Origin of the sequence: Halalkalibacter alkalisediminis, assembly GCF_028610705.1 — a bacterium.
Taxonomy (GTDB): Bacteria; Bacillota; Bacilli; order Bacillales; family Bacillaceae_D; genus Halalkalibacter; species Halalkalibacter alkalisediminis.
Genome location: NZ_JAQQWT010000015.1, coordinates 33724 through 48245 on the forward strand (window position 1 = coordinate 33724; position 14522 = coordinate 48245).

Consider the following 14522-nt stretch of genomic DNA (forward strand, 5'->3'; position numbering starts at 1 on the left):
TTAGTTTCTCACGATATAAATCCTTTATGTATCCTTACCGATTGACATGGTAAAATGGATGAATTGAGTAAGTAAAGTACCTTTTTCTAAAGAAAAAAGAGCCGCTTTATACAGCGACCCTAAACATATTTTATTTAAAAACAGGCTCTTTAAATTGCCCTAGTTTTTCTAGTGAAGACTTGTCTACATCTGCATGCAAACTATTACCATGAGAATCCATTGTCACAATCGCTGCAAATCCTTCTACTTCCAAATGCCACATCGCTTCTGGAATTCCAAACTCCATTAAATCCACGCCTTTTACTTTCTTAATACAGTCAGCATAATATTGTGCTGCTCCACCAATCGCATTTAGATAAACTCCACCGTGTTCTTCTAGTGCTTTTAATGTTTTAGGACCCATTCCGCCTTTTCCTATTACAGCACGGATACCAAATTTCTTCATGATATCGCCTTGATAAGGCTCCTCACGAATACTTGTTGTTGGACCAGCTGCTTTCACATGCCACTCCCCTTGATCATCTTTCATCATTACAGGACCACAGTGATAGATCACTTGACCGTCCAAATCAATTGGAGCGTCATGATCCATTAGGTGATGATGAATCGCATCTCGGCCTGTATGCATCATTCCGTTAATAATAACGACATCACCGACTTTTAGTTCACGAATTTGCTCTTCTGTAATTGGCGCTTGTAAAACCACTTCACGCACTTCAGTAGTTGCTTCTTCGGTCGCTGCAATTTCTTTTTCAGCTTCGTTTAGGTCTACTTTTTCCCCATCTTTATAAAGCCATTCTTGAATGTCTCCTGTTTCTTGGTCAAGCACAACCCCTAAACGGCGATAAGCCCAGCAGTTATAAGCAACAGACACAAAGAAACTAGCTGGTAAGCGGTTCATGGCGCCAACTTTACAGCCAAGTAAAGTTGCTTCTCCACCAAATCCCATCGTTCCAATTCCAAGTTTATTCGCATTTTCAAGAACATAATCTTCAAGCTTTTGAAGTTCAGGATTCTCATTGACATCGTCAACAGTACGGAATAACTGCTCTTTCGCTAAAGAATAACTAGTCGTTCTGTCTCCACCAATTCCTACACCGATGAAACCTGCGCTACAACCTTGACCTTGAGCTTGATAAACCGAATGCATAATACATTTACGAATTCCATCTAAATCACGACCTGCACGGCCTAAACCTTCTAATTCAGTTGGTAAGCTGTATTGAATGTTTTTGTTCTCACAGCCCCCCCCTTTTAAGATTAAGCGAACATCAATAACATCCTTTTCCCACTGATGAAAATGGATTACAGGTGTCCCTTCCCCAAGGTTATCGCCTGTATTTTTTCCAGTTAGAGAATCTACAGAATTTGGGCGAAGTTTACTGTCTTTTGTTGCTCTTGCGATAGCAGCGTGGATCGCTTTTTTCATTTCAATTTGGTTTACACCAACAGGGACCTTTACTTCAAACGTAGGCATTCCTGTATCTTGACAGATAGGTGAAACGTTCTCATCAGCCATTCCTATATTTTCAGTAATTGTAGATAATGATAAAGCTGCGCGTGTACCTGCATTCTCTTTAGCTTTAGCTGCAGCAATCGCACGACGTACATCATTTGGTAGATTAGTAGATGTTTCAACAATCAGTTGATACATGCTTTCTTCTAATTTTCTCATTTCATCCATCTCCTTTTCCGTACAACAGATTCTTATCATATCTATTATAATGCTAGTCCAAAAATTCCGAAAGGGAAAAGTGGAAGCGTGTACAGACCAAGATTAGGAAAACACCTTACATTTAGAGAAAGCTGATACTTTTTTCTCTGACTTCTCCTATTTGTCTATGAGTCCGGAACATTAATCTGTCACTCCTTTAAACGATCTCCCCACTAACTTACGACAATAAAAATAGACGCCCTGTTTAAGAAGAGCGCCCTACAATAAACCCATATTCGCTGATTCCTCAGTTAGGACATCTAGATGTCCGGTTCGATTAATATAATGAATAAGTGGCTTCGTTCGATTTTTAGGCCACTCTATATGACTAATACTCGTGTTCCCAATTTGAAATGGTCGGTGCAGCATATGCCACTGCTCTCCAGTAAGGAGGTACATGAGCAAAATACTAATAAATCCACCGTGAGACACAATGGCAACATGGTCATTTTTATGAGCTCTTTGTAGCTGTTCGATCACATATTGACATCTGGCTGTTAACTCTTCAATTGTTTCTGTTCCGACAACACCCGATGTTAGAATTGAGTTTTCAATAGTCTCTGGAAATCTTTCATAGATCTCAGAACGGGATAATCCCTGTAACGGTCCAAGGTGAACCTCTCTGACTTTATCCCACTCATTTACCGATTGGCTTTTTTTCTTCGCTATAGTCTTTGCAGTATCAGACGCTCTCACAAGGTCACTACTATAAATGTAGTCGAGCTGTATCTCTTTGAGATAATTTGCGAGAAGGTCAGCTTGCCTGCGACCTAAGTCAGACAAAGGGAAATTTTCCCACCCTTGAATTTTACCCGCAAGGTTCCCTGTTGATTCTCCATGTCGAATCAAATATAGATTCACGATACCACTCCTTATTCAGACCAATCGTGACGAAATTGCTTACATTTTGTCTCAATATCATCTAGCATTGCAAGAAGACGATCAATCTCTTCCACTCCAGCTTCTTCCGGCTCAATCGTATCTAGAACGGTCATAACCATATTTAATCTATTATGCAAATAGTTCATTTGTTCTTTTTTATCATGAATTGCTCCACCCATTTCATTCTCTCCTTTTTATGACACATCATTTCAAATAGAGTGTAACAGATTCTATCTTCAATCACAATGAAGGTCAGCAGTCAAAACTAGCTCTTTTGAAACATCGGTTTTTACGTTATGATGAGACCAGTAATATTTTTTTAAAGGAGTACGATCTTTGTGATTGATTCATTGCCAACGATAACGCCCTCCTTCGACCCTTGGGAAGCGTATGAGGATATAAAAAAGTTTGGAAAGCCAACTTTAACCAATATTGAATTTACGACGACTACCTTATGTAATATGCGATGTGAACATTGCGCAGTTGGGTACACGTTACAGCCAAAAGATCCAGATCCCCTGCCCCTGGATTTACTTATTCAAAGACTTGATGAGATCCCGACTTTGAGTGCTTTTAGCATCACAGGAGGGGAACCGATGCTCTCAATAAAATCAGTTAACAATTATGTTGTACCACTTCTGAAATATGCACATGAACGCGGCATTCGTACTCAAATTAACTCTAATTTAACATTGGATCTAAAACGTTACGAGGAGATTATCCCATATCTTGATGTTCTCCATATTTCACATAACTATGGAAGTGTTAACGATTTTGCTGAGATTGGTTTCGCTGTGATGGATCGTAAGCCAAGTTTTGAACAAAGAGCGTCTTTATTTCATCGTATGGTAGAAAACGCTAAAGCGTTAACGAGTCAAGGCGTCCTTGTTTCAGCAGAAACGATGATTAACAAACGGACTCTTCCACATCTAGAACAAATTCATGAACAAATTGTTGAAATGGGTTGTCAACGTCATGAAGTTCATCCAATGTACCCAAGTGATTTTGCCAGCAACCTCGAAGTTGCTTCATTGGAAGAGATTCGTTCAGGCATCCATCGCTTGTTAGACGTACGAGATCCAAATGTTTGGATGCTTTTTGGCACTTTACCTTTTTACCCTTGTAGTGACAATGAAGCAGATTTAAGCTTACAAAAAAGGTTATATTCAGAAAAGGATGTAACCGTTCGAAACGATCCTGATGGGCGTTCTCGTCTTAATGTAAACATTTTTGATGGGAATATCATAGTAACAGATTTCGGAGACACTCCTCCATTAGGCAATATTCAGAACACTACTTTAGTAGACGCCTATTCCACTTGGATGAACTCTAATCTTGCTAAATCACTCAATTGTCATTGCCCATCTGTTCAATGCCTAGGACCGAACGTACTAGTAAAAGATGCTTACTATCCTAGTGTTGATTTTACAAAGAAAAAGTCAAACATATGACGTTAGAGGTTTCAGATAACGGAAGGAATTAAAGTATCGCGAGTCCCATTAACAAAATAGGTAAAAAAACCACTCGGATTTGAATTTCCGAGTGGTTTATATTATTTAGGCTGATTCGCTGCTACAAAGCTAAAGGATAGATGATCTTGAATAGGAATCCACGCACCAATTCCTTGTTGTGTGACATTTTTCACTTCTAGCTTGCGCTTGCCACCTTTAAAGGTTAAGTATACTTCTCCATACGTGACCTTACCTTTTTCGTTTGCCGCTGGAACAAAACTATTTAAATACCCTACTTGCTTAGGAGCAATGTTGTAAGTGTTTCCTTTTTTTGTCCCTTGGCCAATGACCGTTTCAAATGATAAAGGTAGGTTCGTATGCTCTGTTGCTTTAATCATCATCATTTTTTTCACAGCGTCACTATTTGGAATTTTTGCTGTGAGACCACCACTTACTTTCTTTTGTTGCTCTTGGAAGTATGTCAATTTTTGTGGTGAACGCCCTCCACGATTGTCCAAATAATTCGTGTTTACTTTTTGGTATTCCCAGTTTACTTCTGTTCCATCTGAATCGTATGCTAATGGCCACTCTCCAAGGTAGATTGAAGCACGAAATCCTAGTGCTAACTTTGAGTCATTAATAGTTGATTCATTTAAAATACGAATTAAGTCAGGATTTTCAATTTTCACATCTGTGCTCTCTAACAATTCTTTTGCTAATTCACTTGGTTGAAGGTATGGCAAATCCTGTGTTGGATTCGTGTACGTATTTTCTTTTGAAATTTTAACAACAGAGTCTGGTACTGTAAATCCTTTTTTCTCTTCCTTTTTGACATCATCTTCTGCAAAAATGTGTGCAGATGTTGCTAATAAGAATATCGCAACCAATGCTACGATTATTCGATTCATCTGTATTACCTCCTTAATTATTCTAGAAGACATATTATTAAGTTTAGTGTGAGCGTTCCGGCAAATATTATCCATCGCTTCCGAAAGCTTCATTTTTCTGGTAACGTAGATATAGTAAAAAAAGGAGCTTTCTTATTTTCTTTTCACTCTTTTCACTCTTTGCACTGAGCGAACAATGCCAGCTCTTAAGCAAAATCTGAGCGTGCTTTTGCTCACATCGTATGGAGCCATTGCAGAAACATAATATTAGGAACCTTTCCAAAAGGAGGATACCATGCAAAAACCATTACATATTTTATTTATTGGAGCTGGGAGAATGGCTGAAGCCATCTTTTCTGGAATGCTTCAGAATGAATTAAACGTCAAAATAACTATTTCCAACCACCGTGATCAAGAACGCCTTCACACTCTAGGAATTAAATATCCCGTGCAGACTGTCTCTAATTGGGTAAATATTTTTCCACAAGCAGATGTGATCATTCTTGCATGTCCGCCATCTGTACACGATAAAGTCTTAGATCAAATGAACCCGATGATTCAATCGCACCAATTTGTGATTACCGTCGCTGCTGGAATTGGCCCAACAAAGTTAGAAGCTGCTTTACCAAAGGGGACAGCAGTCGCATGGCTGATGCCAAATACCGCTGCAGATGTTAGAAAATCGATGTCTATTTATACATTCGGGCAATATGTGACGAAAGAACAACAAGCGCTTTTTCAGCAGATCGTTGGGGCTATTGGAACTGCAGAGCAGTTAACGGAACAACAGGTCCACGATTTAACCGCCATTACTGGCAGTGCACCAGCCTTTTTATATCATTTTGTCGAAGCTCTTGAGCAATCAGCTCTATCCTTTGGAATTACCAAAGAGCAAGCAAGAAAGCTTGTCCTTGAAATGGTGATCGGTAGCGCCGCTATGTTGGATAAGCATCGTGAGCCTGCTCAGTTACGAGAGCAAGTAACCTCTCCAGGCGGTGCAACAGCGGCAGGACTCGCTACACTTGCCGATAACCAGTTTGTGGACATAATTGGTCAAGCTGTTGATGCAACAAATAAAAGAGCGAAACAACAAGGACAAGAGTAACAAAAAGCAGCCTGAAGATTGTCTCAGGCTGCTTTTTGTTACTCTTTTTTATTTTATTGAATCGCTTTCCAATTAATTCTTTTTTCAATTCGTGGGAAGAAAAATTGAATTAATGGGCCAATTAAAAACGTGACAAGAATCGTTCCTATTCCAATAGGACCACCCACTATAAATGCAGCTACTAATGCAATTAGCTCAGCAATCGTTTTGGCCACCATTAACTTAACTCCTAAAACATCCCTTATCGCAAACATAAAACCATCTATTGGAATAAGCGCGAATTCAGCTTGCATATATATAGATGCTCCAAAAGCAATAACGACTATAGCTATTAAGAGAATAATCATTTGCAACATAAATCCACTAAATAACATATCATTAAATACAATAATTAGCCAAAAATCAATGAAATATCCTAGGATGAGAATTGTAAGCAAAGAATGGACTACCGGCTTAGTTCTAGTTAATAGCGCATTTACACCAATCAAGATAATTCCAACAAATATAACCCAATTCCCAACCGAAAATCGTGTTTGAATGGCCAATCCTACATTCAATGCATCCCAGGCACCTGCACCAAGCCCAGCCAAGATGGTCAATGTTACTCCAAAGGAGACAATTAACAACCCCCCGATATAACTTAAAGCTCTAATCATAACTGATTTCATATAAACATTTCCTCTATTCTATTGATCAGTTTCTTTATTTTTTTCTTTATTACCCGTTTTTTCGCCAACATCTTCACTAATCTTCCGCCAATTTCCGCGGAAATAATAAACCGAAGCCACTACGCTGCTAATGACGAAACTAAGCCCCATCCCTAAAGCAATGCCACTTTCACCTAGCCATTTTGAGAAAATAGCAGTTAAAGGATATCTTAATATCCAAAAAGAGATAATGTTAAGGATTAGAATCGGAAACATCGCACCAGCTGCTCTGGCTATTCCATTTAGAACAAAATTCACCCCTAAAAATGGATAAAAGAAAGCAATTGTTTTAACATAGACGGCCCCAAACTGCACTGTTCCTTCATCTTGTACAAATAATCTGATTAGCTGCTCTGCTCCTAAAAAAATGACCGTACTGATTGTAATGGAAACAATGCTTATAAGTATGATTGCCTGTTTGGCAATGTCATTTACTCGCTCCCATAGCTGTGCTCCAATATTTTGACCAGCCATACTATTTACGGCAGAACCGAGAGTGAGTGCTGGAAGCATAATTAAACTGTCTAATCGTTGCGCAGCTCCGAAACCAGCTACAACCTCTTCACCATACCCTGTTACCACGGTCATAATGGCTAATATCCCTGCTGAAATTGTCATCATTGATAATCCGGCAGGCAGTCCCAGCTTAAACAAAACGATAAAATACCTTCTTTCCGGAAGTCGAGGAATTTGAAACGGTACCTTTGCTTTATAAATTGAATAAAGGAGCCCATAAAGAAACGCCGTCCCTTGAGAAATAATCGTAGCATAAGCCGCTCCATCAATCCCCCATTGAAATACATGAATAAATAGCGGATCCAATACTGTGTTAAGTACTACCGCAATGATAATAAAACGAATCGGTGTTTTACTGTCACCTAACGCCCTTAACACGGTTCCAATAAAGTTGTACCCAAATAAAAACAAGATTCCAATAAAATTAATTTGTAAATAAGATTGAGCAAGCGGCAAGATATCACCGGGAGTCCCCATAAAGCGTAAAATATGACCTGAAAACAAAAAACCAATCAAACCTAGCAAAAGAGCTAATGTACCTAAAACAAACACAAATGCATTTAGAGAATTTTTTAATCCTTCTTCATCATTGGCTCCTCTTCGTTGACTTAAAACCGTCAATGTCGCTCCATTTAAACCAATAATAAAAGAAAGGATGGTGAACACAACTGTTGCTGAGATCGTAATCGCGCCTAACGCACTGGGCCCTAATAAGTTTCCCACCCAAATCGAATCAATCAATTGATAAGAAGATTGCAGTAAGTTGGTCAGAAAAATCGGCCAAGAAAACAGAATCATCTTTTTCATGATACGGCCTTCCGTAAAATCTAATTGTTTAGATTGTAACATGTTATTCTCCCTCTTTAATCAAACAAAGGCTAAGCCGAAACAGCGGTATCTTTCGTTTCATTTTTAGTTAATGGATAGATTACGACTTGATTAAGAACCTTTGTTGCAACCCATTGTGTAACAACTGCAAATACAAACAAACGCCAATCGATGAAATAAGAAACGATTAAGAAAACAAACATATTCATCACAAATAGAGACTTACCAGGCAAAATCCCTTGAACTTGATAAAAGATATGGGCAATGATCGCTAACCCACCTGAAGAAGCTCCGTTTCGAAAGAGCACCCCAATTCCAAATCCAAACAGACCCGCACCAATTACCATACTCAAATAAATGGGAACGGCAAATGAAATGGGGAATAATTGAATCAAGGAGATTGTAAACGAAGTAATCGTTACCGTATAGATCGTCTTAAAACTACTTTTATATCCTATCCACCGTAATGACACTAGGAGGAGAGAAAGGTTTAAGCCCCAAATCGTGACTGCATGGGGAATATCGAACCATAATTCAGCTAAAATAGCGATACCCGCCGCTCCACCAGATGCGATATTATGAGGGAATAAAAACAAAGCCATGGCCGCCCCTTGTAGCACTGCTCCACATGCTAAGGCGACCAGGGATTGTATATCCTTACTATTCATATTCTACGCGTTCAAACGTCTCTGTTATACGGATAGAATCTTTAACGGACTGAACAATCGGGCAATTTTTCGTTGCGATTTCTAATGCTTTCGCTATTTTTTCATCAGTTCCGTCTATTCCAACAAGAACAAAGTGAATATGAATGTCTGTCACTTCATTCACACCTGCCTCATTTCGTTTCACGTTAGCATTTATTTTAATATCCTCGTATTTTATTCGCTTTTTATCTAACACTTTTCTTAACACGCCACCACTACATACAGCAATGGAAGAAACGAGAAGTTGATATGGCCTAAATCCATAATCGGCATTCCCAGACACTTCAAGTGTTCCAAATTCAAATTCTGTTACAAAGCTATTTTCTTTCATTGTAAATTCCATTCGTTTCCCTCCTTCAATATACATGTCTTTTATTGTAACAGTCTCCTAAGTGAACGTCATGTTCTTTCTCTTAATGACATATGGTATTTTGAGATAGAAGGAGATAAAATAAAAAAGTCGCATTTTAGAAGTGAGGGAATAATAATATGGACCGCTTGCGTTTTTGGATATTAGTAAGCATTGTTGCTATAAGTGGCTTTAGCCAAGGTATGCTTCTACCACTTATCTCGATAATCTTTGAACAAGACGGGGTGTCTGCTACCTTAAATGGTTTAAACGCAACCGCCCTATATATAGGAATTCTAATTATTTCTCCATTCATGGAACCTCCCTTAAGAAGATATGGGTATAAGCCCATCATTCTAACAGGTGGCTTGATCGTGGTAATCGCATTAGCCTTATTCCCTTTGTGGAAAACGTTTTGGTTTTGGTTCTTCCTTCGCTTATGCATAGGGATTGGCGATAACGCTCTTCACTTTGGTACTCAAACATGGATTACTTCTTCCACCCCAAAAGAACAGCGTGGACGGAACATAAGCATTTATGGTTTGTTCTTTGGAATCGGCTTTGCTGCTGGACCTTTAATAACACCCTTAGTTTCGATTAACGAAGCTTTACCGTTTATGATTTCAGCAGGGCTTTGTTTAGTGGCTTGGTTGTTTTTATTTCTTTTACGTAATGATTTTCCTGAACAAGCATTAGAATTGTCCTCTTTCTGGGACACTGCAAGTCGTTTCGGTAAAACTCTCAAATATGCTTGGGTGGCTTTGTTACCAGCTTTAGGATACGGATTTTTAGAAGCTTCTCTCAATGGAAGTTTCCCCATTTACGGGTTGAGAATCGGGCTAGATGTCACTCAGGTATCGATCTTATTAGCATCATTTGCTTTTGGAGGAATCGTTTTTCAACTTCCCCTGGGGATAGTAAGCGATAAATATGGAAGGAAAAGAATCTTATCTCTCATTTTGTTCTTCGGAAGCCTATCCTTTTTCATCGCTAGTTTCTTAGAACAAACCATTATTGGATTAACGATTTGCTTGTTCTTAGCTGGTATGCTTGTTGGGTCCACCTTTTCACTCGGGATCAGTTATATGACCGATTTAACTCCAAAATCTCTTTTACCTACTGGAAATATCCTTTGTGGCATTGCCTTTAGTTTAGGGAGTTTATTAGGTCCTTACTTAGGTGGAGTCTTTATTCAATTTATTGGTGGGTTGAGCTTTTTTCTCATTATTAGCACCATGTTATTTGTTGTCTTCCTCGCTGTTACCTCTTTTAAAAAACCTCTTACAAATACATGACAGAAAGCATCGACTTATATCGATGCTTTTTGAGTATTCAAAAGAACAGCTTTCTTGCAACGAGGAATGACCATTTGAAGCAGCGCAATGCCACTTTTATCTCCACTTTCATTAGGCATTGCCCCTTCTTAATTAGTTACATTTGCTCTGAACATCATGGAGTTTGGCCTGCTAGTAGTATATAATCCAAAGAGTCGCATAAATCTTTCCCTCTCGTAAATCCAAAAATCGAAAAAATGAAAATAGAGTAACATAATAAAGAGACTCAAAAGGTAATTTACGCTCTTTTTGAGTCTCTACACCAAGCATTATCTAAAAGGATTTGTATCTCCACTATGTAAACTCTTCTTTAAATTCTTCATTTCATCCGCTGCTTCTTTTGTTGCTTTAACAATTTCTTCGGAGCTTTCTTTCAAATGTGAGGCAGTCTCACTAATCTTTTTTACATCATTTGTGATATCTCGAACTACAGTAGAAACGTCGGTTACAGTCGTTCTTACTTGTTCAAAGACTTGTTCGCGGTTATCTCTAATGAACTCAATCGTATTTTCAGTTGTTTCTTTTGCCTGTTTTAGCTCAGCTAAAATTCTAGTTCTCCATTCCCTCTTAGCTAGTATAACTGAAACAAGTAGTAATCCAAAAATCCAGACTAACTTTAATGAGTTGCTTTTTTTCTTGTCCAACAGAGTCCCTCCTCTTATTTATCTTCTAACTCTTATTCTAGCAAGAAAAGTCAGAAAAAGAAAAGGTCTAACCAGATCTATTTTTGAATGATTACTCATTCAATTTTATGATATAAATAAATCCCTTCTATCTCTGTGACTATTAGATCACTCTGCTCTACTAATAAATCTAAATGCCCTAAAGTCTCAGAAAAAGTTAAATCGGGTTGTTTAAGATGTTTCTCCTTAAATAGCTGATAGCTAATTTCGTTCGCACTCAAACGTTTATTACCTAATAAATTCTTAATGACATTGGCCCGAGTAAGATGGCCTTCTAGACGCTGATCAATTAGGTCATTAACGTTCATAATTATTTCCCCATGGCCAGGCATTAATAATTGTAAATTTAAATCCTGGACGAGCTGTAAGGATTTTCGATATTGAATAAGTGTTTTGGGCCTCTCTTGCCCACCATCCATCGGGGCTTCTAATAAGGCATTTGAAGAGATTGATCCTAGAAGCACATCAGCTCCAATAGCAGTATGATCCTTTGTTCGCACAATCATAATATGATTCTGCGCATGACCTGGAACTTCTAATACACGCCAACCTTTTAGGCCAGGAACTTCATCTCCATGACTTACAATCACATCCAAGTCTGTCTTCTCAATAAAACTCATATATGCTTGACTAGACTTGGAAACCTTTTCAATATTTGATTGTGAAAAGCCATGAGCATGATAAAACTCTTCAAAAAACGATTTGTATCTTTTAAAAAATTGATCCTCTTTCCTTAACCAGGGGCGTAAATATCGATGTCCTATTAATACAGCTGATTTAAAAAGTCCCGCAAGCCCGACATGATCTGGATGATGATGTGTTAGGATAACTTGTTCGATATCCTCCAGTTTATAACCGAGAATATCTAATTGACTGATTAGTGATGCTTTTCCTTCTAGTGTTAAAGGGCCCGTATCTACGAGTGTTAACGTATCACTACAAATTAAATAAACGTGAACAGGTCCTACCAGAAATGGAGTGGGAATGGTAAGTTGATGAATCGTTTCCGATTGAACGGTCATAAGAATAGCACTCCTCTTTTTAATATTTATCTGCACAACCAAAAAAGAGTGTCCTAATTAAATTCATTAGACACTCTTAAATTATGCGCGTTAGTTATACGCTTGTGTTAAGAAATGATCTGTTTCTAATTTTTCAAATCCATCGTGCCCTGATTTCTTAAGTTCATTTAATTCATTAGCTAAACGATCTAATTTCTTTTGCATTTCTTCAATCATTTTTTTCTCTGATACGGTCATGGTTCTCTCTCCCTTTTTTTTTTATATAATGTAGTTGATCGAGCAGTCGCTCACTTTCAACACAGCGTCACAGTTACTTTTTCTAATTGTTAAAAATATTCTAACAATAGAAGCCGTTTTTGTAAATAGTTTTTTTATCTTGTACAGGCACATTTTTTATACACAGACTTATCAACACAAACTGTTGATAACTACCTATAAACTTGTGTATAATTCTCATTTCCTTGTGAGTATCCACTAAAACAAGATAAAACACTGTGGATAAGTCTGTGGTTTTCGATCGGTATACATTTCCCTTTCCTAAATCGACAAATTTTGCTAATATTATTTTATTCTAAAAATTGTAACAATTATTCTATTATTATAGTGTTTTACTTGTTACAATGGTGTAGAAGATATTTTCACTATTAAAAGGTGGGCTGGAAATGCGAAGACAATCAACTTCATTTGAAGAATTAGTGTTAGAAAATAAAAAGCAATTACTAAATGATCCTGAAGCCTTAGCGAAAATCGATGAACGACTCGATGAACGTTCGTCTAAGACAACTGAACAAGATAAAAATTATACTAAATAATATTGAGAACGAGTTACCAGTTACGGTAACTCGTTCTTTTTATTTAATTAAATGGATCTTTTTACGAATATTACTAATGATGTTAACGCACAGTATAAGCATTAGATGTGATTTTTTCGTTATGATCATTTTTTCTAAATGAGCATATTTTTACATCTATCTGATTCGAAAGGAAGTAAGAAAAATGGATAATGTCATGCTTGCGCGCACAATTTTTGGTTCTTCAATTGCTTTTCATATTATCTTCGCAACTCTAGGTGTAGGAATTACGTTAATGATACTTCTTGCTGAGATCATGCGGATCATTCGAAAAGACGGGGATTATGGCACTCTTGCCAAGAGGTGGACAAAGGGCGTTGCGATCTTACTTGGGGTTGCGATTCCATCAGGAACAATCGTAGCTGTCATGCTTAGTCTTCTTTGGCCAGGCTTCATGGAAATTGTAGGGCAAGTCATTGCTCTTCCTTTTCAAATTGAAATTTTTGCTTTCTTTCTAGAAGCATTATTTCTTTCTATCTACGTATATGCTGCTGATCGTCTTTCTCCGACGATGAGAATTATTAGTGTGTTCTTTGTTGCACTTGGCGCAACGGCTTCAGCCGTTCTAATTACAGATGCTCACGCATGGATGAATACCCCTAGAGGGTTTGAAATGGTTGATGGTCAAATTACAAATGTACAACCTTTAGCTGCTGTATTCAATCCTAGTTTCTTTGTGACTTCCTTACACGTGGTCGGAAGTGCATATATGACAGGAGCCTTTGTTCTTGCAGCTGTTGCTGCTTATAAGCTATTCCGTGGAGGACTTAGCGATAGAGAAACTACTTATCATCGAAAAGGTTTGTCTCTTTCACTTGCTGTTGCTTTGCTCATGTCTGTCTATACAGCTAATAGTGGGCACGATACAGCCATCATGTTACATGAGCATATTCCTGTTAAACTCGCTGCAGCAGAGGGTTTATTTGAAACCCAACCCAATGCTCCATTGGCAATTATGGGCACACCTGATCCTGAAGCTGGGAGAGTTGTTGGCGGCATTGAAATCCCTGGTATGCTCAGCTGGCTTGCAACAGGCTCTACTGACGGAGTAGTTCGCGGATTATATGATTATCCCGAAGAAGAGTGGCCCCCTTTATTTGTTCATACACTCTTTAACGTTATGGTCGGAATAGGCTCAGCGCTCCTTGCCCTTGCCGGAATCTATTGGTTATTTTGGTTTCTAGGTCGTAAAAAACAAAAGCCATTCCCTAAATGGCTCTTAGCTGGGATTGTTGTTTCAGGACCACTTGCTATGATCGGGATTGAGACGGGATGGATTTTCAGTTGTACAGGTCGACAACCTTGGACCATTTATGGATTTCAACTGACAAGTGAGGCTGCCACCAATTCAGGAAATTTAGGTATGCTTTTTGTATTGTTCATCTCCCTTTATGTTGTACTGCTTGTTATTACAGGACTTGTCATGCATTTTTATTTTTATCGAAATCCTGTATCAGAAGAATTGCATACCATTAACTAAAAATCT

16 protein-coding genes are annotated in these 14522 nt (G+C 38.2%); 5 read left to right on the top strand and 11 right to left on the bottom strand.

Annotation, left to right across the window (positions count from 1 at the left end):
• Nucleotides 1-130: 130 nt before the first annotated feature.
• The 3 genes from PQ474_RS17415 to PQ474_RS17425 all read right to left on the bottom strand — a co-directional run bounded on the left by PQ474_RS17415 (nt 131) and on the right by PQ474_RS17425 (nt 2775).
• On the bottom strand, nt 131-1675 hold the full coding sequence (locus PQ474_RS17415; protein ID WP_273845886.1) for a fumarate hydratase: 1545 nt from the start codon (nt 1673-1675) through the stop codon (nt 131-133).
• A 258-nt stretch (nt 1676-1933) separates the two neighbouring features.
• Nucleotides 1934-2575: a histidine phosphatase family protein gene (locus PQ474_RS17420; protein ID WP_273845889.1), complete on the bottom strand. Its 642-nt coding sequence runs from the start codon at nt 2573-2575 to the stop codon at nt 1934-1936.
• Between the two features lie 11 nt (nt 2576-2586).
• Nucleotides 2587-2775 carry an SE1561 family protein gene (locus PQ474_RS17425; protein WP_273845892.1) on the bottom strand — a complete coding sequence of 63 codons (189 nt, stop codon included), beginning with the start codon at nt 2773-2775 and terminating at the stop codon, nt 2587-2589.
• A 162-nt stretch (nt 2776-2937) separates the two neighbouring features.
• Between PQ474_RS17425 and yfkAB the strand changes: the two genes are divergently transcribed.
• Nucleotides 2938-4047 carry a radical SAM/CxCxxxxC motif protein YfkAB gene (gene yfkAB / locus PQ474_RS17430; RefSeq protein WP_273846021.1) on the top strand — a complete coding sequence of 370 codons (1110 nt, stop codon included), beginning with the start codon at nt 2938-2940 and terminating at the stop codon, nt 4045-4047.
• Nucleotides 4048-4148: 101 nt separating this feature from the next.
• Here yfkAB and PQ474_RS17435 read toward each other — a convergent pair whose 3' ends face one another.
• Nucleotides 4149-4955 (bottom strand): YfkD famly protein, encoded by an 807-nt coding sequence (locus PQ474_RS17435; RefSeq protein WP_273845895.1) that lies wholly within the window; start codon nt 4953-4955, stop codon nt 4149-4151.
• 274 nt (nt 4956-5229) lie between these two features.
• Here PQ474_RS17435 and proC point away from each other — a divergent pair, with 274 nt between their 5' ends.
• Nucleotides 5230-6039 (top strand): pyrroline-5-carboxylate reductase, encoded by an 810-nt coding sequence (proC, locus tag PQ474_RS17440; protein ID WP_273845896.1) that lies wholly within the window; start codon nt 5230-5232, stop codon nt 6037-6039.
• Between the two features lie 53 nt (nt 6040-6092).
• Here proC and PQ474_RS17445 read toward each other — a convergent pair whose 3' ends face one another.
• The 4 genes from PQ474_RS17445 to PQ474_RS17460 are packed head-to-tail and all read right to left on the bottom strand — an operon-like array spanning nt 6093 to nt 9140.
• Complete coding sequence (locus PQ474_RS17445; protein WP_273845898.1) at nt 6093-6707, bottom strand: YczE/YyaS/YitT family protein; 615 nt, start codon at nt 6705-6707, stop codon at nt 6093-6095.
• A gap of 18 nt (nt 6708-6725) precedes the next feature.
• Nucleotides 6726-8111 (bottom strand): MATE family efflux transporter, encoded by a 1386-nt coding sequence (locus tag PQ474_RS17450; RefSeq protein ID WP_273845900.1) that lies wholly within the window; start codon nt 8109-8111, stop codon nt 6726-6728.
• A 29-nt stretch (nt 8112-8140) separates the two neighbouring features.
• Nucleotides 8141-8758 (bottom strand): YitT family protein, encoded by a 618-nt coding sequence (locus tag PQ474_RS17455; protein WP_273845901.1) that lies wholly within the window; start codon nt 8756-8758, stop codon nt 8141-8143.
• On the bottom strand, nt 8751-9140 hold the full coding sequence (locus tag PQ474_RS17460; protein ID WP_273845903.1) for an OsmC family protein: 390 nt from the start codon (nt 9138-9140) through the stop codon (nt 8751-8753). Before PQ474_RS17460 ends, PQ474_RS17455 begins: the two co-directional genes overlap by 8 nt.
• Nucleotides 9141-9286: 146 nt before the next feature.
• Between PQ474_RS17460 and PQ474_RS17465 the strand changes: the two genes are divergently transcribed.
• A complete protein-coding gene (locus PQ474_RS17465) occupies nt 9287-10441 on the top strand; it encodes an MFS transporter (protein ID WP_273845904.1) in 1155 nt (384 codons plus the stop codon).
• A 308-nt stretch (nt 10442-10749) separates the two neighbouring features.
• Here PQ474_RS17465 and PQ474_RS17470 read toward each other — a convergent pair whose 3' ends face one another.
• The 3 genes from PQ474_RS17470 to PQ474_RS17480 all read right to left on the bottom strand — a co-directional run bounded on the left by PQ474_RS17470 (nt 10750) and on the right by PQ474_RS17480 (nt 12422).
• Nucleotides 10750-11124, bottom strand: a complete 375-nt coding sequence (locus PQ474_RS17470; protein WP_273845906.1) for a hypothetical protein — start codon at nt 11122-11124, stop codon at nt 10750-10752.
• A gap of 95 nt (nt 11125-11219) precedes the next feature.
• A complete protein-coding gene (locus PQ474_RS17475; RefSeq protein WP_273845908.1) occupies nt 11220-12185 on the bottom strand; it encodes an MBL fold metallo-hydrolase in 966 nt (321 codons plus the stop codon).
• A gap of 90 nt (nt 12186-12275) precedes the next feature.
• Entirely contained in the window at nt 12276-12422 is a 147-nt protein-coding gene (locus PQ474_RS17480; protein WP_162831770.1) for a hypothetical protein, read from the bottom strand.
• Between the two features lie 425 nt (nt 12423-12847).
• Between PQ474_RS17480 and PQ474_RS17485 the strand changes: the two genes are divergently transcribed.
• Both PQ474_RS17485 and PQ474_RS17490 read left to right on the top strand, forming a co-directional pair.
• Nucleotides 12848-12997 carry an FbpB family small basic protein gene (locus tag PQ474_RS17485; protein ID WP_273845914.1) on the top strand — a complete coding sequence of 50 codons (150 nt, stop codon included), beginning with the start codon at nt 12848-12850 and terminating at the stop codon, nt 12995-12997.
• A 184-nt stretch (nt 12998-13181) separates the two neighbouring features.
• Nucleotides 13182-14516, top strand: coding sequence for a cytochrome ubiquinol oxidase subunit I (locus PQ474_RS17490; protein WP_273845919.1), 1335 nt, complete (start codon nt 13182-13184; stop codon nt 14514-14516).
• Nucleotides 14517-14522 lie beyond the last annotated feature (6 nt).